Annotated in this window: 27 protein-coding genes; 10 read left to right on the top strand and 17 right to left on the bottom strand. The window is 72.9% G+C overall.

Annotated features, from left to right (window positions below; genetic code table 11):
- Positions 1 to 121: 121 nt before the first annotated feature.
- The gene (locus OG299_RS29610) at positions 122 to 1,675 is read left to right on the top strand and encodes a S8 family peptidase (RefSeq protein ID WP_266630515.1); all 1,554 of its coding nucleotides are present in this window, start codon (positions 122 to 124) and stop codon (positions 1,673 to 1,675) included.
- Positions 1,676 to 1,766: 91 nt separating this feature from the next.
- Here OG299_RS29610 and OG299_RS29605 read toward each other — a convergent pair whose 3' ends face one another.
- The 3 genes from OG299_RS29605 to OG299_RS29595 are packed head-to-tail and all read right to left on the bottom strand — an operon-like array spanning position 1,767 to position 4,466.
- Entirely contained in the window at positions 1,767 to 2,810 is a 1,044-nt protein-coding gene (locus tag OG299_RS29605) for a zinc-dependent alcohol dehydrogenase family protein (RefSeq protein WP_266630513.1), read from the bottom strand.
- Between the two features lie 28 nt (positions 2,811 to 2,838).
- Positions 2,839 to 3,546 carry a lysoplasmalogenase gene (locus tag OG299_RS29600; RefSeq protein ID WP_406511905.1) on the bottom strand — a complete coding sequence of 236 codons (708 nt, stop codon included), beginning with the start codon at positions 3,544 to 3,546 and terminating at the stop codon, positions 2,839 to 2,841.
- On the bottom strand, positions 3,543 to 4,466 hold the full coding sequence (locus OG299_RS29595) for a sterol desaturase family protein (protein WP_327363121.1): 924 nt from the start codon (positions 4,464 to 4,466) through the stop codon (positions 3,543 to 3,545). The genes OG299_RS29600 and OG299_RS29595 overlap by 4 nt, the downstream gene beginning before the upstream one ends.
- Positions 4,467 to 4,579: 113 nt before the next feature.
- On the opposite strand from OG299_RS29595, the gene OG299_RS29590 reads away from it, so the two are divergent.
- Positions 4,580 to 7,672 (top strand): NACHT domain-containing protein, encoded by a 3,093-nt coding sequence (locus OG299_RS29590; protein ID WP_327363120.1) that lies wholly within the window; start codon positions 4,580 to 4,582, stop codon positions 7,670 to 7,672.
- 28 nt (positions 7,673 to 7,700) lie between these two features.
- Here OG299_RS29590 and OG299_RS29585 read toward each other — a convergent pair whose 3' ends face one another.
- From OG299_RS29585 to OG299_RS29570, 4 genes are read right to left on the bottom strand one after another with little or no spacing between them, the layout of a single operon-like run.
- A complete protein-coding gene (locus OG299_RS29585) occupies positions 7,701 to 8,918 on the bottom strand; it encodes an amidohydrolase family protein (RefSeq protein WP_266630507.1) in 1,218 nt (405 codons plus the stop codon).
- Positions 8,918 to 10,222: an amidohydrolase family protein gene (locus tag OG299_RS29580; RefSeq protein WP_327363119.1), complete on the bottom strand. Its 1,305-nt coding sequence runs from the start codon at positions 10,220 to 10,222 to the stop codon at positions 8,918 to 8,920. Before OG299_RS29580 ends, OG299_RS29585 begins: the two co-directional genes overlap by 1 nt.
- A 12-nt stretch (positions 10,223 to 10,234) precedes the next feature.
- Positions 10,235 to 11,119: an SDR family NAD(P)-dependent oxidoreductase gene (locus OG299_RS29575; RefSeq protein WP_327363118.1), complete on the bottom strand. Its 885-nt coding sequence runs from the start codon at positions 11,117 to 11,119 to the stop codon at positions 10,235 to 10,237.
- Positions 11,119 to 11,928, bottom strand: coding sequence for an acetoacetate decarboxylase family protein (locus tag OG299_RS29570; protein ID WP_266630501.1), 810 nt, complete (start codon positions 11,926 to 11,928; stop codon positions 11,119 to 11,121). Before OG299_RS29570 ends, OG299_RS29575 begins: the two co-directional genes overlap by 1 nt.
- Before the next feature lie 122 nt (positions 11,929 to 12,050).
- On the opposite strand from OG299_RS29570, the gene OG299_RS29565 reads away from it, so the two are divergent.
- From OG299_RS29565 to OG299_RS29545, 5 genes are all read left to right on the top strand, one after another.
- Positions 12,051 to 12,698, top strand: a complete 648-nt coding sequence (locus OG299_RS29565; RefSeq protein WP_266630499.1) for a TetR/AcrR family transcriptional regulator — start codon at positions 12,051 to 12,053, stop codon at positions 12,696 to 12,698.
- 40 nt (positions 12,699 to 12,738) lie between these two features.
- On the top strand, positions 12,739 to 13,716 hold the full coding sequence (locus OG299_RS29560) for a DEDDh family exonuclease (RefSeq protein ID WP_266633645.1): 978 nt from the start codon (positions 12,739 to 12,741) through the stop codon (positions 13,714 to 13,716).
- Positions 13,717 to 13,780: 64 nt separating this feature from the next.
- Positions 13,781 to 14,014 (top strand): metallothionein, encoded by a 234-nt coding sequence (locus OG299_RS29555; protein WP_078613516.1) that lies wholly within the window; start codon positions 13,781 to 13,783, stop codon positions 14,012 to 14,014.
- A 131-nt stretch (positions 14,015 to 14,145) separates the two neighbouring features.
- Complete coding sequence (locus OG299_RS29550) at positions 14,146 to 14,940, top strand: SURF1 family cytochrome oxidase biogenesis protein (protein WP_266630497.1); 795 nt, start codon at positions 14,146 to 14,148, stop codon at positions 14,938 to 14,940.
- Between the two features lie 10 nt (positions 14,941 to 14,950).
- The gene (locus OG299_RS29545) at positions 14,951 to 15,706 is read left to right on the top strand and encodes an SDR family oxidoreductase (protein ID WP_327363117.1); all 756 of its coding nucleotides are present in this window, start codon (positions 14,951 to 14,953) and stop codon (positions 15,704 to 15,706) included.
- Between the two features lie 6 nt (positions 15,707 to 15,712).
- Here the strand turns inward: OG299_RS29545 and amaP are convergent, their stop codons facing one another.
- From amaP to OG299_RS29520, 5 genes are read right to left on the bottom strand one after another with little or no spacing between them, the layout of a single operon-like run.
- Positions 15,713 to 16,288, bottom strand: coding sequence for an alkaline shock response membrane anchor protein AmaP (amaP, locus tag OG299_RS29540; protein WP_327363116.1), 576 nt, complete (start codon positions 16,286 to 16,288; stop codon positions 15,713 to 15,715).
- Positions 16,289 to 16,292: 4 nt separating this feature from the next.
- Positions 16,293 to 16,895, bottom strand: a complete 603-nt coding sequence (locus OG299_RS29535) for a DUF6286 domain-containing protein (protein ID WP_327363115.1) — start codon at positions 16,893 to 16,895, stop codon at positions 16,293 to 16,295.
- Positions 16,892 to 17,317 carry an Asp23/Gls24 family envelope stress response protein gene (locus OG299_RS29530; RefSeq protein ID WP_327363114.1) on the bottom strand — a complete coding sequence of 142 codons (426 nt, stop codon included), beginning with the start codon at positions 17,315 to 17,317 and terminating at the stop codon, positions 16,892 to 16,894. The genes OG299_RS29535 and OG299_RS29530 overlap by 4 nt, the downstream gene beginning before the upstream one ends.
- Before the next feature lie 7 nt (positions 17,318 to 17,324).
- Positions 17,325 to 17,507 (bottom strand): hypothetical protein, encoded by a 183-nt coding sequence (locus tag OG299_RS29525; protein WP_327363113.1) that lies wholly within the window; start codon positions 17,505 to 17,507, stop codon positions 17,325 to 17,327.
- 14 nt (positions 17,508 to 17,521) lie between these two features.
- Positions 17,522 to 17,953, bottom strand: a complete 432-nt coding sequence (locus tag OG299_RS29520) for an Asp23/Gls24 family envelope stress response protein (protein ID WP_327363112.1) — start codon at positions 17,951 to 17,953, stop codon at positions 17,522 to 17,524.
- Between the two features lie 194 nt (positions 17,954 to 18,147).
- Between OG299_RS29520 and OG299_RS29515 the strand changes: the two genes are divergently transcribed.
- On the top strand, positions 18,148 to 19,101 hold the full coding sequence (locus tag OG299_RS29515; protein WP_327363111.1) for a zinc-binding dehydrogenase: 954 nt from the start codon (positions 18,148 to 18,150) through the stop codon (positions 19,099 to 19,101).
- A gap of 87 nt (positions 19,102 to 19,188) precedes the next feature.
- Here OG299_RS29515 and OG299_RS29510 read toward each other — a convergent pair whose 3' ends face one another.
- The 3 genes from OG299_RS29510 to OG299_RS29500 all read right to left on the bottom strand — a co-directional run bounded on the left by OG299_RS29510 (position 19,189) and on the right by OG299_RS29500 (position 22,323).
- Positions 19,189 to 19,968, bottom strand: coding sequence for an enoyl-CoA hydratase/isomerase family protein (locus OG299_RS29510; RefSeq protein ID WP_327363110.1), 780 nt, complete (start codon positions 19,966 to 19,968; stop codon positions 19,189 to 19,191).
- Positions 19,969 to 20,129: 161 nt separating this feature from the next.
- Positions 20,130 to 20,351, bottom strand: a complete 222-nt coding sequence (locus OG299_RS29505) for a helix-turn-helix domain-containing protein (protein ID WP_005319113.1) — start codon at positions 20,349 to 20,351, stop codon at positions 20,130 to 20,132.
- A gap of 373 nt (positions 20,352 to 20,724) precedes the next feature.
- On the bottom strand, positions 20,725 to 22,323 hold the full coding sequence (locus OG299_RS29500) for an ABC-F family ATP-binding cassette domain-containing protein (RefSeq protein WP_266630477.1): 1,599 nt from the start codon (positions 22,321 to 22,323) through the stop codon (positions 20,725 to 20,727).
- A 283-nt stretch (positions 22,324 to 22,606) separates the two neighbouring features.
- Between OG299_RS29500 and ypfJ the strand changes: the two genes are divergently transcribed.
- Together ypfJ and OG299_RS29490 are read left to right on the top strand one after the other, a co-directional pair.
- The gene (ypfJ, locus tag OG299_RS29495; protein WP_327363109.1) at positions 22,607 to 23,497 is read left to right on the top strand and encodes a KPN_02809 family neutral zinc metallopeptidase; all 891 of its coding nucleotides are present in this window, start codon (positions 22,607 to 22,609) and stop codon (positions 23,495 to 23,497) included.
- A 60-nt stretch (positions 23,498 to 23,557) separates the two neighbouring features.
- Positions 23,558 to 23,953 (top strand): VOC family protein, encoded by a 396-nt coding sequence (locus OG299_RS29490; RefSeq protein WP_266630474.1) that lies wholly within the window; start codon positions 23,558 to 23,560, stop codon positions 23,951 to 23,953.
- A 39-nt stretch (positions 23,954 to 23,992) separates the two neighbouring features.
- On the opposite strand, the gene OG299_RS29485 is transcribed toward OG299_RS29490, so the two are convergent.
- Positions 23,993 to 25,513 (bottom strand): hypothetical protein, encoded by a 1,521-nt coding sequence (locus OG299_RS29485; RefSeq protein ID WP_442817541.1) that lies wholly within the window; start codon positions 25,511 to 25,513, stop codon positions 23,993 to 23,995.
- 117 nt (positions 25,514 to 25,630) lie between these two features.
- Positions 25,631 to 26,761 carry an alpha/beta hydrolase family protein gene (locus OG299_RS29480; RefSeq protein WP_327363108.1) on the bottom strand — a complete coding sequence of 377 codons (1,131 nt, stop codon included), beginning with the start codon at positions 26,759 to 26,761 and terminating at the stop codon, positions 25,631 to 25,633.
- Positions 26,762 to 26,957: the final 196 nt, after the last annotated feature.

Genomic DNA, 26,957 nt, shown 5'->3' with positions numbered 1-26,957 from the left:
ACTGATTTCTCGAACTGATGGCGGAAAGACGAACGGCGGCACTAGGTTCACGTGTCATGAACCCGTCGTCCTGCGCGACCACGCGCGGACGGCTTTCTTTCACGGATGATGTGGAGAACCCATGGCTCAGCTGGGGTCACGATCCCCTAAGAGGCACGGTCGTCTTGCCGTTCCGGTCGGCCTGGCGCTCACCGCCTCGCTCGCCTTCCTGCCCTCGGTCGCGGCCTCCGCCGCCCCGCTGGGCAACACGGCGGGTACGGCGGCCGCGGCGAAGCCGGACACCACCGGCCCCAAGCTCTCGTACGTCGCGAACCTGAACACGTACGCCACGGTGAAGGCCGCGAAGAAGGCCATCGAGCGGGCCGGTGGAACGGTGGTGACGTCCTATGAGCAGATCGGGGTCGTCGTCGCACACTCCCAGAACCCGGACTTCGCCAAGCAGCTGCGCACGCAGCGCGGCCTGTTCGTGTCGGTCGGCGCCACCCGGACGGCCCCCCTCAAGCCGGTGCAGACCACCGAGGAGGGCACGACGCAGAAGCTGAGCGCGACGGACGCCGCCAAGGCGGCATCGGCCGCCACGGACGGTCAGGAGCCGCTGGAGCCCAACCAGTGGGACCTGCGGGCGATCAAGGCCGATCAGGCGCACAAGATCAACGATGGCAGCCGCGACGTCACGGTGGGCGTCATCGACACGGGTGTCGACGACACCCACCCGGATCTCGCGGCGAACTTCTCCAAGAGCCAGTCGGCCAACTGCGTCGGCGGCGTGGCGGACACCACCGAGGGCGCGTGGCGCCCGTACGCCGACGGCAGCGACCACGGCACGCACGTGGCCGGCACCATCGCGGCCGCGCGCAACGGCATCGGCATCTCGGGCGTGGCGCCGGGCGTGCAGGTCGCCGCGATCAAGGTGAGCGAGCCGGGCACCAGCCTGTTCTTCACCGAGGCGGTCGTCTGCGGCTTCATGTTCGCCGCCGAGAAGGGGATCGAGGTGACCAACAACAGCTACTACGTCGACCCCTGGCTCTACAACTGCAAGGCGGACGACGACCAGAAGGCGCTGGTGGAGGCCCTCGGCCGGGCGACCAAGTACGCCGAGCGCAAGGGCGTGCTCAGCGTGGCCTCGGCCGGCAACTCGAACCACGACCTGGCGTCGAACGCGATCGTCGACGACACGAGCCCGGACGACGGCACCCCGGTCCCGCGCACGATCGACCCGCACGACTGCCTGGACATCCCCACGCAGCTGCCGGGCGTGGTCACGGTGAGCGCGACCGGCGACCAGGGCATCCGGTCGTACTACTCCAGCTTCGGCCTGGGCGTCGTCGACGTCGCCGCCCCCGGCGGCGACAAGTGGCAGGTCCCGGCCACGCCGGACGCCAACGGCCGTGTGCTGTCGACCCTGCCGGGCGGCGGCTACGGCTACAAGCAGGGCACCTCGATGGCCGGACCGCACGTCGCGGGCGTGGCGGCGCTGCTCAAGAGCGCGCACCCGAACGCCACGCCGTCGCAGCTCCAGGCCATGCTGAAGGCCCAGGCCACGAAGACGGCCTGCCCGGAGAAGCTCTACGACGCCACGGGCGCGCTGGTCGACGCCACCACCTGCCAGAGCAAGTGGGGCCAGACCGGCTACTACGGCTACGGCGTGGTGGACGCGCTGAAGGCCGTGAAGTAACCGCTCGAACGCCTGAGCGCTCGAACGGGCGGAGGGGCCGGGCTCCGGGGTTTCCCCGGAGCCCGGCCCCTCCTGTCGTTCGCTCGGGCCGTCAGGGCTTGATGAGCACCTTCAGCGCGCTGCGGTCGTCCATCGCGCGGTAGCCGTCCGGGACCTCGTCCAGGGACACGGCGCGGTCGAAGACGGGCGCCGGGTCGATCGCGCCGCTCAGCACGTCCTCCAGCAGCTCCGGGATGTACGCGCGCACCGGGGCGACGCCGCCGCGCAGGGTGATGTTGCGGTCGAACATCACGCCGAGGTCGAGGCCGGTGCCGCTGCCGTGCGGGACGCCGACGTAGCCGATGGCCCCGCCGTCGCGGGTGATGTTGACGGCGGTGCGCATGGACTGCTCGGTGCCGACGGCCTCGATGACCGCGTGCGCGCCCTGGCCGCCGGTGAGCTCACGGACGGCGGCCTCGGCGGCCTCCCCGCGCTCGGCGACGATGTCGGTGGCCCCGAAGAGCTTGGCGATGTCCGTACGGGCGGTGTGGCGGCCCAGTGCGATGATCCGCTCGGCGCCGAGGCGCTTGGCGGCGAGGACCCCGCACAGGCCGACCGCGCCGTCGCCGACGACGGCCACGGTGGAGCCCTTGCGGACGCCGGCGCCGAGGGCGGCGTGGTGGCCGGTGCCCATCACGTCGGACAGGGCCAGCAGGCCGGTCAGCAGCTGGTCGTCGGAGACGGCCTCGGCGGGCAGCTTCACGAGGGTGCCGTCGGCGTGCGGGACGCGGACGGCCTCGCCCTGGCCGCCGTCGAAGCCGACCGAGCCCCAGAAACCGCCGTGCACGCAGGAGGTGTAGAGGCCCTCGGAGCAGTAGTCGCAGGTGCCGTCGGACCACATGAAGGGGGCGACGACGAGGTCGCCGGCCTTCAGGCCGGACACGGCCGAGCCGGTCTCCTCGACGACGCCGAGGAACTCGTGGCCGATGCGCTGGCCTGGCTGGCGCGCGGCCTCGCCGCGGTAGGCCCACAGGTCGCTGCCGCAGATACAGGCACGCAGGACGCGGACGACGGCATCCTCGGGGCGCTGGATCGCAGCGTCGGGCACCTCCTCCACGCGGATGTCGTGCGGGGCGTGGATGACGGTGGCGCGCATGGGTGTGCTGCCCTCCGGATCAGTTGGTTCAGTCTTGTATGACTGTCCTACGGTACGCCTGCCCGGGAGCGGGGAGCGCCCCGGTGGCGAGCAGGTACTGGGCAGCGGCGTAGGTGGCCATGATCCAGAAGTCGGGGCGCGGCAGCTGCGGCCAGTCGGCGACCCCGGTGGCGATCAGGGTGTCGGAAAGCAGGAACAGCGCCCCGCCGAGGCCGGCGCGCAGGCCGAGGGCGCTGGAGCGGTAGGCCATGGCGGTGAGCAGCAGGCTGTACCCGGCCACCGGGATCCGCAGGTCTGCCGGCAGGTCGCCCCAGAGCAGGCCGACGGTCCCGAGCAGGGCGACGGCGTACGCGCCCCCGAGCGCGGGATGCGTCCTGCCCCGGCCGAAGAGCGCGAGGTAGCAGACGTGCCCGGCGGCGAAGGAGCCCATGCCGACGAGGAAGGCGGGGTCGGCGTCGAAGAGCAGCGCCAGGTCCCCGCCCCACCCGAACAGCAGGGCCGCGATCAGCAGGCGGGGGGCCCGTCGGGTGATGACGTACGCGACGAGCAGCGGCATCAGCAGCGGCTTGGCGAGGACGTGCCCGAGGTGCCAGCCGGCCAGCAGCGAGCCGAGATCGACGGCGGTGGCGGCGGCGAAGGCGCCGAGCAGGATCCGGCCGCGCGCCCCGTCGGCGGCGACCGCTGCGGGGCGGGCCCAGGAGGGCGTACGGAACGCACGGGACTCGGTGTCGCTCACGCGGCCTGCTCCGAGGTCTTCGCGGGGGCGGCGGACCCGGCGGCGGACCCGGAGGCGGGCCCGGCGGCGGCGCTCTCGGCCGCCACCGGGACGGCGGGCTGCCAGCCGGGGCCGCGGAAGACGCGTCCGGCGCGCTCGCGCCAGCTGCCGGCGGCGCGGACGTCGCGGGCGATGGCGGCGTACTCGTGGGTGGCGACCCGCAGCGGGTTGTAGGTGCTGATGTTCTTGGTGAGCCCGTAGACGGGCTTGTCGGTCTCGCCCACCCAGGAGCCGAACATCCGGTCCCAGATGATCAGGATCCCGCCGAAGTTGCGGTCCAGGTAGCCGCCCTGGGAGGCGTGGTGGACGCGGTGGTGGGAGGGGGTGTTGAAGACGTACTCGTAGGCCCGCGGCAGCTTGCCGATCCGCTCGGTGTGGACCCAGAACTGGTAGAGGAGGTTGATGCCGTAGCAGAACGGGATCGCGGCCGGGTGCACGCCGAGGGCGACCATCGGCAGGTAGAACCACCAGGTGGTCGCGCTGGTCCAGGGCTGGCGCAGGGCGGTGGTGAGGTTGAAGTTCCGGCTGCTGTGGTGGACGACGTGGCAGGCCCAAAGGATCCGGATGACGTGGTGCCCGCGGTGCTGCCAGTAGTAGAGGAAGTCCTGGGCGAGCAGCATCAGCAGGGCGGTCCACCACAGGAACGGCACGCGCAGCGGGGTCAGCTCGTAGACCGCGGTGAAGACGGCGACGACCGGGAGCTTCCACAGCAGGTCGAAGCCGATGCTGCCGAGCCCCATGGCGACGCTCGTGGCCGCGTCCTTGGTGTCGTAGCCGGCGGCATCCTCGTCGGGATGGAGCCGGTAGCTCACCACCTCGATGACGGTGAGCAGCACAAAGGCGGGTATGGACCACAGCACGACATCGGGCAGGTTCGGCATGCCCGCACCATAGAGCGGGTTCGGGGGCTCCGCTAGGGGTTGTTACCGATCGGTATCCATCGGGGTTACCGCCGGTTCACGCGATGATGTCCAAGCCAAGGGGAGGGCAGGGGATGACGGGCTTCGAGACGGTTCTCTTACGGGTGGCGGGTACGGCGGCGGGGGCGCTGGTGAAGTCCCTGCTGAGCCGGCTGCCGGGGGCGGGGCTGGCGGTGGATCCGGCCGATCCGGCCCCGCGGTGGCGCCGGCCGGCGGAGCTGGGGGCGGCGGAGGTGCGCCGCCTCGCCGAGACCCTGGCGACCAGGCTGGGCGAGGCCACGCGCGGCCTCCCGGAACACGAGCGCCTGGCGGCGCTCGACGCGGTGGGCGACGCCTTCGCGGCGCTGGGCCCGCTGAACGCGGAGTCCCTCTTCGCGGCGGACCTGGACCCGCAGGCACTGGCGGCGGCGCTGCCGCCACCCTCCGGTGCGGGCCTGAGCCGGCCGGCCGAGGCCGTCTACCGCGACCTGGTCCGGCTGTGCTGCGTGCACGCGGTGGAGTACATGACGACCCTGCCGGGCTTCGGGGCCCGGGCGGATGTGGAACTGGTCCGCCGGACGGGCGAACTGGCGCGCGCGGTGGACCGCTTGGGCGAGCGCTCGGACGGAGCCGCCCACGCCTTCGAGGAGCAGTACGCGCGCTACGTCGCCGAAACCCACAGCCGCCTCCAGCTGTTCGGCCTGACCCTCAGCCGCGCTCGCCAGGAGTGGCCGCTGGACCTGGCCTACATCAGCCTGGCGGTGACGGGCGAGCAGCTGCTGGAGGAGCCGGGCCGCCACTCGGCGATGAAGACCGAGCTGGCGCTCGGCACTTCCGAGCGCGTACTGCTGCGCGGCCCGGCGGGCTCGGGCAAGAGCACCCTGGTGCAGTGGCTGGCCCTGAATGCGGCGAGACGGAGCTTCCAGCCCGGCCTGCGCCACTGGAACACGCTCGTCCCCTTCGTCCTGCGGCTGCGTTCGTTCAACTCGCCCGAGGGCCTGCCGATGCCGGAGAACTGGCTGCGCGCCTCGGGGGTGCCGCTGCGGGCCCCGGACGGATGGGTCGAGAACCTGCTGTCCCAAGGACGGGCACTGGTCCTGGTCGACGGCGTCGACGAGGTGCCGTCCAAGCTCCGCAGCCGCACGGAGGAGTGGCTCAGATCCCTGTTCGCGGCCTATCCCCGGGCCCGCTACGTGGTGACCACCCGCCCGTCGGCGGTCCCGGAGGACTGGCTGACCGGGCAGGGCTTCTCCCTCCTGTCCCTGCTGCCGATGGAGCGCGCCGACGTCAGCGCGTTCATCACGCACTGGCACGACTCCGCCCGGGCCGAGTGCGGCTCCGAGGAGGAGCGGGAGAGCCTCGACCGGTACGAGAAGTCGCTGATCCGGTCCGTCGGTTCCCGCCGGGACCTCGGGTGGCTGGCCTCGAACCCCCTCATGTGCGCCCTGCTGTGCGCCCTGAACCGGGACCGCCACATGCACCTGCCGAGGGCGCGCAAGGAGCTGTACGACGCCGCCCTGGACATGCTCCTCGTACGCCGGGACACCGAGCGGGACATCTCCGGTGTCGAGGGCGTGTACCTCAGCCGGGACGAGCAGACCCTGCTGCTCCAGCGGCTCGCGTACTGGCTCATCCGCAACGGCCAGGTGGAGGCGTCCTGCACGGAGGCCGAGGAGATGGTGGGCGAGTGGCTCGGCGCCATGCCCCAGGTACGGGCGCAGGCCGGCGCCGAGCAGGTGTTCCGGCACCTGCTGATCCGCAGCGGGCTGCTGCGGGAGCCGGTACCCGGATCGGTCCACTTCGTGCACCGCACCTTCCAGGACTACCTGGGAGCCAAGGCGGCCGTGGAGGCACGGGACTTCGGCGTACTGGTGGCCAACGCCCACGAGGACGCGTGGGAGGACGTGGTCCGCATGGCGGTGGGGCACGCCCGCCCCGACGAGCGCGCCCGCATGCTCCGGCAGCTGCTGCGGCGGGCCGACAAGGTCAAGCGGGACAACAGCCGGCTGGTGCTGCTGGCTGCGGCCTGCCTCGAACACGCCCCGGAACTGGACCCCGAGGTGTGGCACGAGGTGGAGGCGCGTACGGCGCACTTGCTGCCGCCGCACTCGGTGGGACAGGCCGAGGAGCTGGCCAAGGCGGGCGAGCTGGTCCTGGAGCTCCTGCCCGGCCCGACGGGCCTGGACGAGCAGCAGGCGGCCGCCGTCATCCGTACGGCCGCGCTGGTCGGCGGGGAGCGGGCGCTCCAGGTCATCGCCGGCTTCCGGAGGGACGACCGCTACGACGTGGTCCATGAACTGTCCGACTCCTGGGGGCGATTCCCCACCGATACGTTCGCGGACGCGGTCCTGGCCGACGCCCCCGTGCGCGTCGGGCACCTGCACGTCCGCACACAGGAGCAGCTGGCCGTGCTCGGCCGGATGCCCCACATACAGCGGGTCCACCTCACCTGGAACGGCGCCGTCCCGACGGAGATCTCCGGGCGGCGGGACCTGGAGTGGCTGGTCATCCACCGCAATCCGGCCCTGACCGATCTCGCACCGCTGGCCGGGCATCCGACGCTGCGCCACCTCGGCGTGCTGGACTGCCCGGAGGTCACGGACATCGGGGCGGTCGCCGAGCTGGCGGCGGACAGCCTCGCCTTCGGCTACCTCCGGGAGGGTCTCTCGCTGGCCCCGCTGGCGGCGGTCGACGGGCTCAAGTCCCTGGTCATCGGGTTCGAGCCGGCACAGCGGTGGATCGGGGACGTCCCGGCGGCCGAGGGGCTGACGTCCCTGGCCCTGTGGCAGGGAGTCCGCAGGATGACCCTCGACGGGATCGAGCGGTGGCCCGGGGTGAGGGACCTGACGATCGCGGGCGGCCTGCAGTACCGGCAGCTGGTCCGCTCGCTCCCGCTGCCGGGGCTCGGCTCCCTGCAGATCCGGCACGCCGCACCCGTGTCGGTCGCGGCTCTCGTGCCGTACCGGCAGCTGACCGAACTCGTGCTGATCAGATGCGCGTTCGAGGGGACGCTGGAGCCGCTGACCGAGCTGCCCGGGCTGCGGCTGCTCGCCTTGCGCGAATGCCTCGGGACGGTGGACCTCTCGCCGTTGGCGGAGGTGGACGGGCTGGTCGTCGAGGTGGACCGGCGCACCAGCGTGGTCGGCACCGAGAGCATCCCGCCGGAGCGGCTCGTGTACAAGTACTGAGCCGCCCGGCGGGAGCCGGTCACCGGATTCACCAGACGCGGACCGAGCCCCCCTTGGCGAAGGCCGGGCTCGTGGCCTCGGGGGGGATCCGGGTCAGCGGCTCGGCGATCTCCGAGACGAGGGGGCCGTGCTTGGCGGCCAACGCGTCCAGCAGGGGCAGGTCGAAGCCGTACACGCGGGCCGCGTTGCCGCCGACCATCGCGGCGACCTCCTCCTGCGGGAGGCCTGCGTACGCGATGCGCAGGCCCTCGCGGGAGAACGGGGTGGTGCCCTCGTCGTGGGGGTAGTCGCTGCCCCACATGATCTTGTCGAGGCCGATCCGCTCCCGCAGCGGTACCTCGTGGGGGCGCATGAAGCTCGCCCCCACGAAGCAGTTGTCCCGCCAGACCTCGCTCGGGCCCTTCCCCATGGACTCCGCCAGGCCCGCCCCGAACTTGGCCTCCGCCGTGGCCGACGCCGCGACCAGGCGGCCGTGGTAGTAGTCCAGCATCTCCACGACCCCCGGGATCCAGCCGGAGCCCTGCTCCGTCAGGACCAGCTTCAGGCCGGGGTGGCGGCGGAAGGCCCCGCCGAAGACGAGGTGCCACAGGGCGCGGTGCGAGAACCAGGTCGTCTCCACCATGAAGACGGCCCGGGCGGCCGGCTCGTCGCCGAGCGGCGGGGACGCCGAGCCGCCGTGGTGGTTGACCGGGACGTCCAGCTCGTCGCACACCGCCCAGATCGGGTCGTACACGGCCGAGTACAGCTCGGGGACCGACGAGCCGGGCGGGACGCCGGGCAGCAGGATGCCGCCCGTCAGGCCTGCCTCCCGCGTGCGGCGGATCTCCTTCACCGCCGCGTCCACGTCGTTCAGCAGGATCTGGACCACGCCCGCCCGCCGGCCCGGTGCGTCCGCGCAGAACTCCGCCAGCCAGCGGTTGTGCGCCTGGAGCCCCGCCCAGCGCATCGTGTACTCCGCGGCCGTCGGAGGCTGGGCCATCAGCGAGGCCTTGGGGAAGAACGGCGGGATGGTGTTGGGGAAGAGGACCTCGGCCACGATGCCGTCCGCCTCGAGCTCGGACAGCCGGCGCGCGGAGTTCCAGTTGCGGTCCGCGGTGTCCGCGAGGAGGTCCTCGTACGGGTTCACGTACGTGGCGGCCCAGGCGTCGAACTCCTCGTGGTACCGCTTCTCCAGGTACGGCTTGTAGTCCAGCAGGTCCGCGCCCGCGTGGCAGTCCGCCGAGATGACCGTGTAGCGCTCCGCCATCAGGACACCCCCAGGACGGGGAAGTCGTGGCCCGTCAGCCAGTGGCGGCCCGTCTCCCGCGAGCGGGCCCACGAGGCCTCCACGGAAGCCTGGTCGGCCGGCTGGCCCAGCTCTGCCGGGGTGGGGCCGATCCGGCGGGCGACCGGGGCCAGCTTCCCCGTGTCGAAGCCGAAGACGTCCGCCGCCGCCAGGCCCAGCATCCGGCGGGTCTCGCCGACCGGGATGTCGTGGAAGGTGTTCTTCAGCCAGGTCCGGGTGCTGGGCCAGGTGCCCTCGGGGTGCGGGAAGTCCGAGCCCCACAGGATGTTGTCCACGCCGATCTCGTAGCGCTGCGCGAGCTCGCGCCGCTTGGTGTTCGTCGCGCAGATGAACACCTGGCGGTCCAGGTACTCGCTCGGCGGGCGCTTGAGCTCCTCGAACGGCGACAGCTTCTTGCCGCCGTGCGCGCCGAGGTACAGCCGGTCCATGAACCACAGCTGGTTCGGCAGCCACCAGCAGCCCGATTCGGCGACGCCGAACTTCAGGCCCGGGTGCCGCTCGAAGACCCCGGACCAGAGCAGGAACCACAGCGGGCGGGCCGGCCACCAGGTGACCTCGGAGACGAAGATGCCCAGGTGGTCGCCGTACTCGTGGCGGGGCGAGGACCCGGAGTGGGTGACGATCGGCATCTGCGTCTCGGCCGCGGCCGCCCAGACCGGGTCGTAGCGGCGGTCGTGGTAGGGGGCCTTGTCCACCCACATCGCGGGGATCATCAGCGCGCCGAGCCCGGACTCCTTGGCCCGGTGGATCTCGGCGACGACCTTCGACGGCTCGCCCGTGATGGGCAGCAGGGCGACCCCGCAGTGCCGCTCGGGGGTCTCGGAGACGAACTCCGCCAGCCAGCGGTTGTGCGCCTGGGCGCCCGCCATGCCGAGCTCGGGGTCCTGGTCTCCGGAGAGCCCGAGGCCCACCCCGAAGGGCGCGGCGGTCTGGCTGTCCACGGCGTCGGCGTCGGGGAAGACGACCTCGGCGGCCACCCCGTCGCCGTCGAGCTCCTTCAGGCGCTGCGCCGTGTCCCAGCCGCCCCTGAGGCCCTCCTCGTGGTCGTGGAACCACTTCTCGGCGAAGGCCTCGTTGCGGACGCCGAGGCGCGTGGCCTCGGCGCGGCGGGCGCCCTGCTGGCCGAGGAACTCGTCGAACCGGGGGTGGAAACGGGAGTCGAGGTACGGGCGGTAGTGCTCGGTCGGCAGGCCCGCGTGGCAGTCGGAGGAGATGATCAGGTACGGGTCTTCGTACGCACTGCTGTCGCTCACGGTCTCACTCACTGCAAACGCTCCTCAGTCGAGGATGAAGCTCTCCAGATAGGCGGGATTGGCGCGGTCGAGCATCGACTGCGACCGGGCGCGGATCTGCCGGTCGCTGTGCTCGCTCGCCGGGAGCATCCAGAAGCGGTCGGCGCGGATGCCGTCGACGACGTGCTCGGCGACCTCCTCGACCGGGGTGAAGTTCACCTCGTGGCCGGCCTTCTTCATCGCTGCCTCGTACTGGTCGAGGCTGCGGTAGGGCGACTTGCGCGGCCGCTCCTTCGCGTACCGCTCCGGCCGGTTGCGGTGCGACTCCCACAGTCCGGTGCGCAGCATGTGCGGGCCGGGGAAGAGGACGGAGGCGCCGACGGCCGCGCCCTCCGCCTTGAGGTGCGCGTACAGGGACTCGGTCATGGTGACCACGGCCGCCTTGGTGACGGCGTAGACGGAGGCGGTGGGCAGCGGGGCGATGCCGCCGTCGCCGGAGGAGGTGTTGACGACGTGGCCGGGTCCGCCGGCCGCGATCATGCGGGGGACGAAGGCCTGGATGCCGTGGAAGACGCCCCACACGTTGACGGAGAAGGCCCATTTCCAGTCGTTGGGCTCGTGCTCCCACATCCGGCCCTCGGCGCCGGAGCCGACGCCCGCGTTGTTGCAGAGCGCGTGCACGGCGCCGAAGGCGTCGTACGCGGCGTCGGCCAGCGCGATCACGGAGTCGCGGTCGCTGACGTCGACGAGCCGGGCGAGCACCTGGGCGCCGTCGGCGGTCAGCTCGTCGGCGGCCTTGCGCAGGGCGCCCTCCTCCACGTCGGCGAGGACGACCTTCAGCCCCTCGGCGGCGAAGCGGCGGGCCATGGCGAGGCCGATGCCGCTCGCGGCGCCGGTGACGACGGCCACCTGTCCCGGTTCGAGCCGCATCAGCCCCTCCCCCCTGACGATCCCTCCGGGGGCGCGTCGAGGATCTGCATCGGGTCGTCGTAGCGCTGATGGATGTACGGGAGGAGGGCCTGGGCGCTGACCCGCTCGACGACGCGGCCCTTCTGGTCGGTGGTCTTCTCGCCGATGGTGATCTCCACGATCCGGCGTACGGGGAGGTCGGCCACGGGATCGAACATCGACTCGCGCAGGACCACGTCACCGGTGATGTGCTCCAGCTTGCGGACCTTCTCGTTGCGGGTGACGTGGACGAGCACCGGGTCGGCGTCGAAGCCCGAACCGTCCACCGCCGGCAGGAACTTGAAGTAGAAGTCGGTCTTGGCGGCCGGTTCGGGCAGCGGCAGGACGCGGTCCACCGCCCCGCGCACCTCCACGAAGGCGATCCCGTGCCGGGCCAGGGACGCCCGTACGACGAGGCCGTCGCGCTCGACGCCGACCTCGCCCAGCTTCTTCGGCTCGCCGAAGACCTCGCGGCCGCCGATCAGGGCCCGCTCGTGGGTCATCGGCATGACCAGCGGGTACCAGCCCTCGACCCCGCCGTGCTGCGCGGCGACGGCCACCGAGCCGGCACCGAGGGGGTAGCCGGGCAGGTCGACCTTGCTGATGTTGGCCCGTACGAGGGGCCGCTCGGCGGGCTTGAGCGGTGGCGGCAGGACCGCCGCCACCACGTCCGGGTCGCTCTCCCAGACCGCCACCACACCGGTGGACCAGATGTCGGGGAGCTTGGCGCTCTTCTCGCGCGACGCCGTGATCTCGGCCCCGGTGCGCGCTCCGTACCGTACGCGTGCCATGTCTCGCACCATCCCTCGTCTTGAGCGGATCGGTTCTGTAACACAGTTACACCGCCACCGATGAAGGGTAAAGACCCCTGCACGGACCAGAACTGACGATCCGACAGAATGGCGGGACGGCCATGGCCAGAACCACGCTCACCCGCGAAGAGGTGCTGGAGGCGGCCACCCGCCTGGTCAAGCAGCACGGCCCGGCCGCCCTCACCATGCGCAAACTCGCCGCCGAGCTGGGCACCGCGGTCACCTCCATCTACTGGCACGTCGGCAACCGCGAATCACTGCTCGACGCCCTCGTGGAGCGGACCGTCCGGGACATGGGCGAGATCCGGCCGGCCGGCCGCACCCCCACCGAGCGGATCCTCTCCGTGGCCCGGATCCTGCGCCGCGAACTGCGCGAGCGGCCGCACCTGATCGCGATGGTCCACGAACGCGGGCTCACCGAGCGGATGTTCCTGCCCGCCCAGCAGGCCCTGGTCCACGAGGTGCACGCCGCCGGGCTGCGCGGGGCCCGGGCCGCCGACGCGGTGCGCGCGGTCCAGTTCCAGATCGTCGGCTTCCTCCTCGTGGAGCGCAACCGCGAGCGCTCCCCCGCCCAGTCCCCCGCCGAGAGCGACCTCTGGGACCCACCCCCCGGCTCCGCCGGGGAGACCTCCACCGCCGCCCCCGACGACCCGGAACTCGGCCGCGCCCTGGCCCGCCCGGCGGATCCGGAAAGGCTGTTCCTGCTGTCCGTACGGGCCCTCGTACGCTCCCTGCTGGCCGCCCCCTAGCCCATCGGGCCCCGGGTGTCGGTCCGTGCCGATATCCTCTGTGACCATGCTCGACGACCGTACGACCGCAGAGACGACGTGGCCGACCGCGTACCCAGAGGGGTACGCGGTCGTCGACGTGGAGACGACCGGGCTCGCTCGCGACGACCGGATAATCTCCGCCGCCGTCTACCGGCTCGACGGGCAGGGCAATGTGGAGGACCACTGGTACACCCTGGTCAACCCGCAGCGGGACCCGGGCCCGGTCTGGATCCACGGACTCACCAGCGACGTGCTCCAGGACGCACCGCTCTTCAAGGACATCGCCGAGGAGTTCGCGGGCCGGCTCGCGGACCGGGTGCTGGTCGCGCACAACGCCATCTTCGACTGGCAGATGATCGCCCGCGAGTACGCGCGGGCCGCCGTGACCGCACCGGTCCGTCAGCGGCTGTGCACCATCGCCCTGTCGAAGGAGCTGAACCTCCCGCTGCCCAACCACAAGCTGGAGTCGCTCGCCGCGCACTTCGGCGTGGTCCAGCAGCGCGCCCACCACGCGCTCGACGACGCCCGCGTGCTCGCGGAGGCGTTCCGTCCGTCGCTGCACGCCGCCGCGCGGGACGGCGTACGGCTGCCCCTGCTGGAATGCCGGCCGCTGACGGAGTGGTCGGACTCCCCCGTCACCCCGCGGATCGGGCAGCAGGCCTCGTACGGGAGCGGCAGCTGGCGGCCCTCGCGCAAGCGGCCGCCGTGCCCGCACCCGAACCCGGGGCGCTTCGAGGACGGCAGGCCGCTGAAGCAGGGCATGCGGATCGCCTTCTCGGGTGACACCTCGGTGGACCGGGAGCTGCTGGAGGACCGGGCGATCGAGGCGGGCCTGCACGTCGCGACGAGTGTGTCGCGGCTCACGAGCCTGCTCGTGACGAACGACCCCGACTCGGCCACTTCCAAGACGGTCAAGGCGAAGTCCTTCGGTACGCCGGTGGTCGACGAGGCGGCCTTCACCCAACTCCTGCGGGACGTGGCTGCGGCAGACGGGTGAGCGTCGGGCGACTCGCCCGGCATCCGCTTCCGCGTTCCGCCCGTCCGGTCCCACCCTGTGGCGCATGGCACGTTGTGAGGTCTGCGGAAACGATTACGGCATGTCCTTCGAAGTGCACGCGCAGGGCAGCGTGCACGTCTTCGACTGCTTCTCCTGCGCCATCCACCGCATGGCGCCCATCTGCGAGCACTGCCGTGTGCAGATCATCGGGCAGGGCGTCGAGGTCGAGGGCCAGTGGTTCTGCGGGGCGCACTGCGCCCGCGCGGAAGGGAAGGTGGGCATCGTCGACCGCGTGTGACCCGCCGGCCCTCCGGCCCGTTCTCCTCCGGCCCGTTCCCCTCCGGCCCGTTCCCCTTCCCCGTTCCCCTTCAGACCCCGGACGGCCACCCGGCCACCGGGGTCTTCCCGGCTGGGGGTACCGTCGTGGGCGTGTACCGCTTTGTGCTGACCCGGCAATGGGTGTGCCTCACCCTCATCGCCCTCGCCCTCATCCCCGCGATGATCAAGCTGGGGTTCTGGCAGTACCACCGCCATGAGCACCGGGTCGCGCAGAACGAGCTGATCGCGTCGAACCTGGCCGCGAAGCCGGTCCCGATGACCGAGGTGACCTCCCCCGGCCACCAGGTCCCGCGCGCCGACTACTGGCGTGCCGTCACCGCCACCGGGACGTACGACACCGCGCACGAGGTCGTCGTCCGGATGCGCACCGACAACGACGACAAGGTCGGCGTCCACGTCCTGACCCCGCTGGTGTTGGCCGACGGCCGCGTGGTGCTGGTCAACCGCGGCTGGGTGGCGGGCGGCGACGACCCGCGCGCGTACCCGGCCGTGCCGGCCGCGCCCTCGGGCGAGGTGACGGTCACCGGCCGGCTGAAGGCCGACGAGACGAGCGGCGGCAGCGGCATCAAGAACCGCAAGGGCCTGCCGGACCGCCAGGTGATGCTGATCAACAGCGCCCAGCAGGCGGAGTACCTGGGCAAGCCCGTGCTCGGCGGCTACCTGGAGCTCACCGCTCCGGCCCCGGCGGGCGGCAGCCCGGAGACGGTCGCCGATCCCGACCACGACTCGATCGGCCCGCACATGGCGTACGCCGTGCAGTGGTGGCTGTTCGCCGCTTCGGTGCCGGTGGGCTGGCTGGTCCTCGTACGGCGCGAGAAGCGCGACCGTGCGGCGGCCGCGGCGGCCGGCGCCACCCCGGAGCGGGAGCCGGCGCCGACGGCGTAGCGTATCGGGCATGGATCTTGGACTGAAAGACCGTGTCTACGTCGTCACCGGAGCCACCCGCGGCCTGGGCTTCGCCTCGGCGCGCGAACTGGCGGCGGACGGCGCGAAGGTGATCGTGACGGGCCGCGACGCGGCCCGCGCCGCCGAAGCAGCGGCCTCGCTGGGTCCGGACGCGGTGGGGATCGCCGCGGACAACTCCGACCCGGAGGCGGCGGCCGCGCTCGTCGCCACCGCGAAGGAACGCTTCGGCCGCTTGGACGGCATCCTCATCAGCGTCGGCGGCCCCGCCCCCGGTTCGGCGGCGAGCAACACCGACGAGCAGTGGGCCGCGGCGTTCGAAGCGGTCTTCCTGGGCGCCGTGCGCCTGGCCCGCGCGGCGGCGGCCGAGCTGGGCGAGGGCGGGGTCATCGGCTTCGTCCTGTCGGGCTCGGTCCACGAGCCGATCCCGGGTCTGACGATCTCCAACGGCCTGCGGCCGGGGCTGGCGGGCTTCGCCAAGTCCCTGTCGGTGGAGCTCGGACCGCGCGGCATCCGCGTCGTAGGGCTGCTGCCGGCCCGGATCGACACCGACCGCGTCCGCGAGCTCGACGCCCTGTCGGGCGATGCGGCGACGGCCCGCGCGGCCAACGAGGCCGGCATTCCGCTGCGCCGCTACGGCACCCCGGAGGAGTTCGGCCGCTCGGCGGCGTTCCTGCTGTCGCCCGCGGCCTCGTACCTGACGGGCGTCATGCTCCCGGTCGACGGCGGCTCGCGCCACGGTTTCTGAAGCCCTTCAGGTCACCCGCCGGGCGCGGTGGGAGGTGATCCGGAAGCGGGCCTCCGCGGGCAGTTCGGGGAGGCCCGCCGTCCGGCGGGCGTGGCTGAGCACCGGCCCGGCCAGCCCCGCCAGGGCGTCGGCCGGCACGGCGTGCGGCTCCAGTTCCAGCTCCATCCGCAGCTTCGGGCCCGCGCGCCGGCTCCGGCGGCCCTGCTTGCCCCGCAGGGCCACGCGGCACCGGGCGACCCCGTCCAGCGCCCCCGCCTCCGCGGCCACCGCCTCCTCCAACGCCCGCCCGCGCAGCACCGCGAACGCCCCGTCTCCGGTGTCCACCAACACCGCGGGCAGCCGCGAGCGCCGCAGCTGCGCCAGCAGCCACCACAGCGCGAGCACCACACACACCCCGAGCCCGGCGACCACCGCCCACCACCACCAGCCCTCGGCGTGCCAGTACCGCTCACGGGTCGCCGCGGACAGCAGCGGCTCGTGGCGGCCGCCGAGCGGCCGCAGCGCCGTCAGAACCGCCACCCCGGCGCCGAGCAGCACGGCGCCGATGATCCCGAGCAGGATCCGGTTCACCGTCCCGAGCATCCCCTCACCTCTTCCCGACGGGGGCCCTGGTGACCCGTACCCGCGGCTTCGGCGCGTGCGCGAGGCCCAGTTCCCCGATGCCGACGGCCAGGACCTCCTCCAGGTCGGCCCGTACGTCGTCCAGCTCGCGGAAGTGGGACTGCGCCCGGATCGCGACGCGGGAGCGCCGCACCGCGACCCGAGCCGAACGCACCCCGGACACCTCCATGGCCCGGTCGCGCAGCACCAGCGCGGCGGCCTTGCGGCCGAGCCCGGCCCGTAGCCCGCCGTCCGGGTCCGGCGTCCGCATCGGCAGGAGCCCGCGGAGCCCGGGGGTCAGCGCGAGGAACAGGAGCACCGCCCCGGCCACGGCGAGGACCCCGGCGCCGACGAGCACCCACGGTTCCGCGGCAGTGTGCCGCTCCAGCTGGTGGGCGAGTTCCCCACGCCACTGCATGCCGGGGCGGCCGGCCCGTACTGCGGCGAGGTCGTACAGGAACAGGCCCGCCACCCCGAGCACGGCCAGTGCCGTCAGCGCGGACGGGATCCGCCGGGCGGACCGGAAGCGGCGGACGCGGGCCGGGGCCGCTTCCCGGGGCGGGGCTTGGCCGGGGGCGGGCGCCGTCACCGCGGCTTCCGGTCCCGTAGGGCGGCGGTGCGGGTGTGCGCGGAGTGCAGGTGCTCGATGTCGATGTCCACCTCGGGCACGGACATGCCGGCGTACTCCTCGACGCGGCGGACGACCCGGCTGCGGACGGCAGCGCACCGGGCGGCGAGGTCGCAGGGGTAGTCGAGCTCCAGGCTCACCCGTACCCGGGCGATGTCGTGGTGCACGGTGACGGTGGCGTGCGGGGCGGCCTGCCCGGTGGCGGCCCCGGCGGAACCGGGGGCGCCCGCGGGCCCGACGGCCCGGGGCGGCCCGTCCGGCTGTGCGGCGAGCGCCTCCCGGGCGGCCTGGGCCGCGATCTTGGCGACGACCCGGTCGGCGATCCGGGTGGCCCCCCGTTCGGCGGGGGGCGCGTGTGGGGGAACCACCCGTGGCGTGGTCATCGGGGCCTCACCTGTCGCGGTCGCGGGGGCGGAAGAAGGCGCCGGGCTCCAGATCCCCGTCCAGGAACCGCCCGGCGATGAAGCCGATGGCGCCGAGCGCCGCCACCAGCAGGAAGGCCCCGAATCCGCCGAAGTATCCGGCGAACGCGAGCGCCATGCCGGCGAAGAGGCCGACGACGGCCATCCTCATGGGGGGCTCCTCCTTCACTGGAGTCGGGACTCCGGCTCCTCGTCGGGCTCGTCGGGCAGCTTCACGTCGCTGACCGCGATGTTGACCTCGACGACCTCCAGGCCAGTCATCCGCTCGACCGCCGAGATGACGTTCTCACGGACGGCCCCCGCGACGTCGCGGATCGACACGCCGTAGTCGACGACGATCTCCAGGTCGAGGGCGGTCTGCACTTCGCCGACCTCGGCCTTCACCCCGCGGGTGGCCGATGATTTCGCTCCGCCGGGCACCCGGTCGCGGACGGCGCCGAAGGTGCGGGAGAGGCCGCTGCCGCTGCCCATGGCGTGGACGCCGACCACCTCGCGGGCGGCGAGTCCGGCGATCTTCTCGACCACCCCGTCCGAGATGGTGGTGCGGCCACGGTCGGCCGGGTTGCGTGAGGCACCCCCGGATGTGGATTCGGTCATCGCGTGTCCCTTCGCGCGGATTGGACTCACTCCGCACCACGGTATGCGCGGTGCTCCGGCGGCGCACCGGGACTACGCCGGTCGGCCGGGAACGGATGCCCTTCACCCCTTGACCTCAACTGCGGTTGAGGTCGGAGAGTGGGCAAGTGATCAAGGCCGCGAGGCCGTTTTCGGACAGGGCAGGGGGAAGCGTCATGCGGGCGGTACGGGTGGACGGGTACGGCGGTCCGGAGGTCCTGGTGCCGGTGGAAGTGCCGGATCCGGTGCCGGGGGCGGGCGAGGTGGTGGTCCGGGCCGAGGCCGTGGACACGATCTTCGTGGAGACCCAGATCCGCGGCGGCTGGGGCGAGTCCTTCGGCATCCACCCGCCGTACGTGCCGGGCGGCGCGGCCGCAGGGACGGTCGTCGCGGTGGGCGAGGGGGTGGACCCGGGCTGGCGGGGCCGCCGGGTGGTGGCCGCCCCGGGTACGAAGGGGACGTACGCGGAACTGGTCCGGGTCCCGGTGGAGCTGCTGGTCCCGGTCCCGGAGGGGCTGGAATCGGCGGAGGCGGCGGCGCTGGCGCACGACGGGGTGACCGGCTCGGGCATCGTCGAGGGCGTCGGGATCAAGCCGGGCGACCGGGTGCTGATCCTGGGCGCGGCCGGCGGGATGGGGACGCTGCTGGTGCAGATGGCGGTGGCGGCGGGGGCGTACGTGGTGGGTGCGGCGCGGGGCGAGCGGAAGCTGGCGCTGGTCCGGCAGCTGGGCGCCGACCGGGCGGTGGACTACACGGAACCGGGCTGGACCGAGGCGGTCGGCGGGCCGGTGGACGTCCTGCTGGACGGGGTCGGCGGCGCGCTGGGCCTGGCCGGGTTCGGGCTGGTCCGGGACGGCGGGAGGGTCTCGGCGCACGGCGCCCCCAGCGGCGGCTTCACGGAGCTGGACCCGGCGGAGGTGGAGCGGCGCGCCGTCGCCCTGCGGGGGATCGCGGAGGTCCAGTTCCCGCCGGCGGAGATCACCCGGCTGGCGGGCCACGCCCTGGCCGAGGCGGCGGCGGGGCGGCTCCGCCCGGTGATCGCGCGCACGTTCCCGCTGGCGGAGGCCGCGCAAGCGCACCGCGCCATCGAAGCCCGCGAGATCCCGGGCAAGGCCCTTCTGATCCCCTGACGCATCAGACCCGTCGGCGTTCGAGGCGCTGGGGGCACCCCCGGCCGTAGCCGGCGGAGCCCCCTGGCACCGCGCTCGCCCCGCAGGTCAGTCCGAAAGGCCGGCCAGGTCGCGCAGGCGGCGGGCCTGGGCGGCACGTTCCGCCGAGCGCTGGTCGTCGTACGGGCGGGACACCGCATCGCGGAGCAGCGCCTTCGTCTCGACCACGGCGTCCCGCGGCGGAGCCAGCAGCGCCGTCGTGAGGTCCTGCACCGCCGCGTCGAGCTCATCGGCCGGCACGACCAGGTTGGCCAGTCCGACCCGCTCCGCCTCCTCGGCATGCACGACGCGGCCCGTCGCGCAGATCTCGAGCGCGCGGGCGTAGCCCACCAGGGAGGTCAGCGGCTGCGTGCCCGCCAGGTCCGGCACGAGGCCGAGGCTGGTCTCGCGCATGGCGAACTGCACGTCGTCCGCGACCACTCGCAGGTCACACGCCAGCGCGAGCTGGAAGCCGGCGCCGATCGCATGCCCCTGCACGGCGGCGACGGAGACGATGTCGTTGCGCCGCCACCAGGTGAAAGCCTCCTGGTACTCGGCAATGGTCGAGTCGAGCAGTTCGTCCGAACCGCGCGCCAGATCGAGGAAGGACGGCTCACCCTCGAAACCCTCGGGGGTGAACGCCTGCCGGTCGAGTCCGGCGGAGAAGGACTTGCCCTCACCGCGCAGCACCACGACCCGGACGGTGCCCGGCAACGACCTTCCGGCCTCCGTCAACGCCCGCCAGAGCGCGGGGGACTGAGCGTTTCGCTTGGCCGGATTGGTCAGTGTCACCGTGGCGACCGAGTCGTCCACGGTGAGCCGTACGCCGTCCTTGTCGAGCAGAGCCATCTGGTGCCTCCGGAGTGCAGTCGGCCGCAATCCCGGCCTAAGTGACTGCACAGTAACCACCCGATCGACCACACGGCCGACCGGGGGTCACCGAAGGAACCGCGGTGTGGGCAGGCAAGCGTCTTCCACCCGGCCCCGGGCCTGACGGCCAGGGTTCCGGGTCAGGCGGAAGCCGCCTTCTTGCCACGCGTCGCGCCACCGCGACCACGCAGCACGACTCCGGACTCGCTGAGCATCCGGTGGACGAATCCGTAGGACCGGCCGGTTTCCTCGGCCAGCGCCCGGATACTCGCACCGGAGTCGTACTTCTTCTTCAGGTCTGCCGCGAGCTTGTCGCGCGCGGCGCCGGTTACCCGGCTGCCCTTCTTCAGAGTCTCGGCCACCCGTGCCTCCTCATGGGAAGTGCGCTCTGGACTTCTCATGATCACCCCTCCCCGGCTTCCTGGCCACCCATTCAGCAAGGTCGGTACGACGGCATTTCTCGACCGGTGGACACATCAGCAGAACGGAATCTTCTCTTCCGCTGCATGACGTCCGTCACACTTCTTCACCCTCACCGGGAATCGCCAGGTCAGGGGCCGGACGCCGAAAAAAGACGGCCCCGGCCGCATGCCCGGGCGGGCACGGCCGGGGCCGTCGTACAGCACGCAGAGGTACGAGACCGTCTCACTCAGATGATGGATCACGCCTGAGCCGAATGATCCATAAGGAACTGGATCAACCCGCCGGGCGTCCGCCGGGCACCCCCGGCGAGCCTCAGGCGAGGGAGACGAGGTCCCGGTAGTCCGGGCCCCACAGGTCCTCGACGCCGTCCGGGAGCAGGATGATCCGCTCCGGCTCCAGCGCCTCGACGGCGCCCTCGTCGTGCGTGACGAGGATGACCGCGCCCTTGTACGTGCGCAGCGCCCCCAGGATCTCCTCGCGGCTGGCCGGGTCGAGGTTGTTGGTGGGCTCGTCGAGCAGCAGCACGTTCGCCGAGGAGACGACCAGCGTGGCCAGGGCCAGACGGGTCTTCTCGCCGCCGGAGAGGACCCCGGCCGGCTTGTCCACGTCGTCCCCGGAGAAGAGGAAGGAGCCGAGCGTCTTGCGTACGGCGACCAGGTCCAGGTCGGGCGCGGCGGAGCGCATGTTCTCCAGGACCGTGCGCTCGGGGTCGAGCGTCTCGTGCTCCTGGGCGTAGTAGCCGAGCTTGAGGCCGTGGCCCGGGGTGACCTCGCCGGTGTCCGGCTTCTCGGTGCCCGAGAGCAGGCGCAGCAGGGTGGTCTTGCCGGCGCCGTTGAGGCCGAGGATGACGACGCGGGAGCCCTTGTCGATGGCCAGGTCGACGTCGGTGAAGATCTCGAGGGAGCCGTACGACTTCGACAGGCCCTCGGCGGTCAGCGGGGTCTTGCCGCAGGGCGCCGGGTCCGGGAAGCGGAGCTTGGCGACCTTGTCGGAGGCGCGGACGGCCTCCAGGCCTGCGAGCAGCCGGTCGGCGCGCTTGGCCATGTTCTGCGCGGCGACGGTCTTGGTGGCCTTGGCGCGCATCTTGTCGGCCTGCGAGTTCAGGGCCGCGGCCTTCTTCTCGGCGTTCTGGCGCTCGCGCTTGCGGCGCTTCTCGTCGGCCTCGCGCTGCTGCTGGTAGAGCTTCCAGCCCATGTTGTAGACATCGATCTGGGAGCGGTTGGCGTCCAGGTAGAAGACCTTGTTGACCACGGTCTCGACCAGGTCGACGTCGTGGGAGATCACGACGAAGCCGCCGCGGTAGTTCTTCAGGTAGTCGCGCAGCCAGACGATCGAGTCGGCGTCGAGGTGGTTGGTCGGCTCGTCGAGGAGCAGGGTGTCGGCGTCCGAGAAGAGGATCCGGGCGAGCTCGACGCGGCGGCGCTGACCACCGGAGAGGGTGTGCAGCGGCTGGCCGAGGACCCGGTCGGGGAGGCTGAGGGCGGCCGAGATGGTCGCGGCCTCGGACTCGGCGGCGTAGCCGCCCTTGGTGAGGAACTCGGTCTCCTGGCGCTCGTACTGCTTGAGCGCCTTCTCGCGGGTGGCGCCGGCGCCGGTGGCGATGCGCTCCTCGTTCATCCGCATCTTCTTGAGCAGGACGTCGAGGCCGCGGGCGGACAGGATCCGGTCGCGGGCGAGCACGTCCAGGTCACCGGTGCGCGGGTCCTGCGGGAGGTAGCCGACCTCACCCGAGCGGGTGATGGAGCCGGCGGCGGGCTGGCCCTCGCCGGCGAGGCACTTGGTGAGGGTGGTCTTGCCCGCTCCGTTGCGGCCGACCAGGCCGATGCGGTCGCCCTTGGCGATGCGGAACGAGGCGGACTCGATGAGGATGCGGGCGCCGGCGCGCAGCTCGACGCCGGTGGCGGTGATCACGGAAATACTCCAGGGCGGGGGGACGGCGGAAGGGGGGCAGGACGCGATGCTTCGACGCCGCTAATCCGCGAGGAGATTTGCCATGGGATTCATTCTACCGGGGGTGTGCAACTGGTTATGGGGGCGTCCGGCCCTTGACGCACGCCCCGCCCGTGCCTCTTCCGGCCCCCCGCCCGGTCCCCCGTTCGGCCCACGGACCACCCCGATGGGCCCGGGCACGTATCAGGATGGACCGGGTGATATGCGCCGCAGGGCGGCCACGTGGAATCGAGGGCGGTGCGGGATGCAGTTCGACGACGACGCCGATCTGGACACTTCCGAGGTCGAGGACGTGCGCGGCAGCCGCATCCCGGGCGGGCGGGCGACGATCGGCGGCGGTATCGCGGGCCTGATCGCACTGGTCCTCGGGCTGCTCTTCGGCGTGGGCCCGGACGAACTGGGGCTGTCCTCGGGGAACCCGGAGTCGGTGGCGACCTCGTCGTCCGTCAGTCAGGTGGAGCAGTCCTGCAAGAAGGGGCGGGACGCGAACGCGCGGGAGGACTGCCGGCTGGTCGCGGTCGTCAACAGCACCCAGGACTTCTGGAGGGAAGAGTTCACCCGGCGCGGCGGCCGGTACACCCCGGCGTCGACGGTCTTCTTCACCGGCCGGGTGAACACCGCCTGCGGGGCCGCCACCTCGGCGGTCGGCCCCTTCTACTGCCCCGCCGACCGGCGGGTCTACCTGGACCTCGGCTTCTTCGACGACCTGAGGACGAAGTTCGGCGCGAGCGGCGGCCCGTTCGCCCAGGCCTACGTCGTCGCCCACGAGTACGGGCACCACATCCAGAACCTGACCGGAACGCTGCAGAAGGCCCAGGGCGGACAGCCGGGCGCGAACAGCAACGCGGTCAAGGTCGAACTGCAGGCCGACTGCTACGCCGGGGTGTGGGCGCACCACGCGACGAAGACCCCGGACGAGTCCACGGGCCGGCCGCTGATCACGAGCCTCACCGACCAGGACATCGGGGACGGCCTGGACGCGGCGGCCGCGGTCGGCGACGACCGGATCCAGGAGAAGTTCCAGGGCCGGGTGACCCCGGAGTCCTGGACGCACGGCTCGGCCCAGCAGCGCCAGCAGTGGTTCTACCAGGGGTACCGCACGGGCGACATGGCCCGGTGCAACACCTTCCGCTGACTGCCGATGGCGCCTGCCATGCTGTGACGCAGATCACCGTCACGAGAGGGAGTGGTCGTCATGGCAGGCGTTCCGTCCATCTGTCCCACACTGCGTTACCGCGACGCGAAGGCGGCCATCAAGCTGCTGACCGCGGCCTTCGGCTTCAGCCAGGTCGCGGTGTACGAGGGCGAGGACGGCTCGGTGATGCACGCGGAACTGGCCTACGGCAACGGCCTGGTGATGCTGGGCAGCAAGGGCACCGGCAGCGTCTTCGACAAGGCCATGGAGGGCGGCGGGCCCGCGGGGGTCTACGTCGTGGTCGACGATGTGGACGCCCACCACCGGCGGGCCGCGGAGCACGGCGTGGAGATCCTGATGGAGCCCACCGACCAGGACTACGGGTCCCGCGACTACACGGCCAGGGACGCCGAGGGCAACATCTGGAGCTTCGGGACGTACGCGCCGCAGGTCTGAGACCCGCGGCGCGTTCCTGCGTACGTACCCCTACGGGCGCTACGCGCCGCCGGTGTGGACCTGGAACGCGGCCCGGCGGACCGCTTTGGCCAGGGCCGGGTCCGGGTGGGCGGCGGCCAGGGCGACCAGAACCTGAACGGTGCGCGGATGGCCGACCGCGCGGACCTCGCCCAGCAGCCGCGGGACGGTGGTGCGGACGGCCGAGTCGAGGTGGCGTGCCAGCAGGTCGGCCTCGCCGTGGTCGGCGATGGCGGCCGCGGTGTCCACCCAGAGCCAGGTCGACTCCTCGGCGGTGAGCACGTCCTGGGCCTCGTCGGGATCCACCCCGTCGTGCTCGGCGAGCCAGAGCAGGGCGTAGGGCCGCAGGGCGGCGTCGCGGACGGCGGCGCGGACCTCGGCTTCGGCCGGGGCGCCGACCACGCGCAGGGCCTCGAAGGCCAGGCCGCGCAGCAGGGCATCCTCGCCGCGGGCGGCGTGCAGCAGCTCGCTGACGGCGTGGCCGACGGGACGGGCGGCGAGCCAGGCCTGGTACTCGGCGCGGGCCGGACCCGGGGTGAGCCGGGCGCAGCCGTGCAGCATCGCGGCGGCGGACTGCTCGATGTTCCCGGCGGGGCTCTGCGCGGCGACGCAGATCTGCTCGAGCTTGACCCAGACGGCCCAGCTGCCGAGCGGGGTGAGGGCGGCCTGCGCGGGACCGAGGGTGACGGCGTCGACGGCGGCGAGTCCGCCGAGCGCCCAGCGCAGCAGCCGGGCGAGCGGAACGGGCGCCGCGTGGGCGGTGGCGGTGGCGGTGGCGGTGGCGGCCTCCGCGACCGCGACGGCCACCCCGGGACCGGCCGCCTCGGAGCCGGTCGCCTCGGCGTCGGCCGTGGCTGCCAACCCGTCAGACGGCGAAGTCTCGTGCGCCGGGGCGTCGTAGGGGACCTCGCACCGCTCGTCGCGCAGTTCGGTGACCCGCTGGCCGAGCAGGTCCAGCAGATCCGGCACGGTCACGGGACCGGCGGACAGCTGGAGCAGGGACAGCAGTTGGGGCATCGCCTCGACCACCTCGGCGACGACCGCGGGCGCGATGTCGGCGGGAGCCGGGTGGACCAGCGACCAGGCGTCGAACAGCGCGACCCAGCCGCGCAGTACGGCGGTGTCGTCGCGGTCCCAGGCGCGCAGCCGCCAGCCGGGCCGGGCATGGCCGCCGTGCACTTCCACGAGGCCGGCGAGCCGGGCGCGGTCCCAGCCGACCCGGATCTGCCCGTGTGTCAGGTTCAGTCCAGCGGCGGCCCGTTCCACATCGGGGGCGGGCAGCGCTCCCGCCGGGGCGGGGCGGCCTCCGCCGCCGGCGCCGAGGTTGAGCTCGGCCCAGCGGGCGAGCCGTACGGCATCGGCGAGCGAGGCCCGGGCCCGGTTCGCGAGTTCGGCCGTGGCCGGGGTACCCGCCGGGGGCCGGGAGGCGGTACGGGCGCGTCGGTCGGTCACCGCCTTGCGGGCCGCGGCGACGGAACGCGGGGAGACGAGTCGGAGTCTGGAGTCGCGAGCCAACTGCTCATCAGGCTTTCGGGACGTCACGGAAGCAGTCTCGCCCGTCACCGGCCGAAAGCCCAAACGGAACCAGCCATTATCGGTGGTCGCGGGGAGGACATACGGGGAGAATGCGCCCTCCCTGTCCCGTCCGGCACACGGCCTTCACATAAGAGGGGTGAGAAAGCGCCTCAGGGCTTCCTCGTATCCGGCCGGGTCGGCGTTCCACATCGCCCCGTGCGGGGCTTCGCGGACGGTCCTCAGGGTGACGAGGTCGGGGCGGGCGGCGGCGAGCCGGCGGGAGGGCTCCCAGGGGGCGAGCGCGTCGTCCGGGCCGTGGAAGATCAGGACGGGGACGCGCAGCGCCGCGGGGTCCGCTCCGGGCTCCCGGCGGTCGGCGCGCAGCCCGGCGCTCCCCTCGGCGGCCCGCACCGCGAGCGGCACCAGCGGGGCCGGGGTGCGGCGGGCGGCGACGAGCGCCCGCAGGGTGGCGTGCCAGTCGAGCACCGGCGAGTCCAGCACGAGCCCGGAGATCCGGTCGGCGAGGGCCGAGCGCTCCGCGGCGTACAGGGCCATAGCGGCGCCGGTGGACCAGCCGTGCAGGACGACCCGGCGGGCGCCGTAGCGCAGGGCGTAGCGGATGGCGGCGTCCACGTCCCGCCATTCCGACTCGCCGAGGTGGCCGAGACCGTCCGGTGAGGCAGGGGCGCCGAGGTCGCCGCGGTAGGCGAGGTCGAGGACGGGCATCCGCTGGCGGTGCAGGAAGGGCATGACCACCATCGGGTGCTCGCGGCCGGCACCGAGCCCGTGCACGGTGATCACCCAGGTGTCGCGGGCGGCGGGCACGAACCAGGCGGGCAGCCCGCCGAGCTCGCCGGGGATGTCCACGTCGGCATGGTCGAGCCCGAGGGCGGTGCGGGGGTTGCCCGCATGGACCTGGGGGGTGAGGGCGACCCGGGTGCCGGGCTCGAGGCTGCCGTGGGTGACGGCGAGGAGCCGGCGCACGACGGTGTCCGGGCCGGGCGCGGCTCCCTCGAGGACGGGCCCGACCACGGCGTGCACCCCGGGGGCGGCGAGTCCGTACGTACCGGGGCGCAGGGAGGCCAGCGAGCGGGTCAGCACGATCCGCCCGGAGCCGGCGGAGTGGACGCTGAGCCGGGGCTCGCCGGGCAGGGGGCGGCCGGGCCCGTGCCGCAGGGCGGCGTCGGCGGCGTACCGGCCGGCCGCGACCGCGGCTGCACCGGCACCGACGAGGGAGGTGGCGACGACCGCGGCCGTCGCTGTGGCGGTACGCACGGCTCCAGTGTCGAGGCGGGAGCCCGGGCGGGCCACCTGAGCGGAATGCTCCGCATACCGCCGGGCGGGTCCGGGAAGGGATCGCGCAGCGGCGCGGCGGGGTGCCCGGAGGAGTGATCTAGATCTCTTCCAGGACCCCTCGAGGGCGGATCCAGGGGCCTGTGATCCCCTGCGGATCCTTTCGTTCACCCCGCTT

Source organism: Streptomyces sp. NBC_01296 (assembly GCF_035984415.1).
GTDB lineage: Bacteria > Actinomycetota > Actinomycetes > Streptomycetales > Streptomycetaceae > Streptomyces.
The sequence above is the reverse complement of the archived record's forward strand: the minus strand, read 5'-3'. Positions and strand labels throughout refer to the sequence as shown.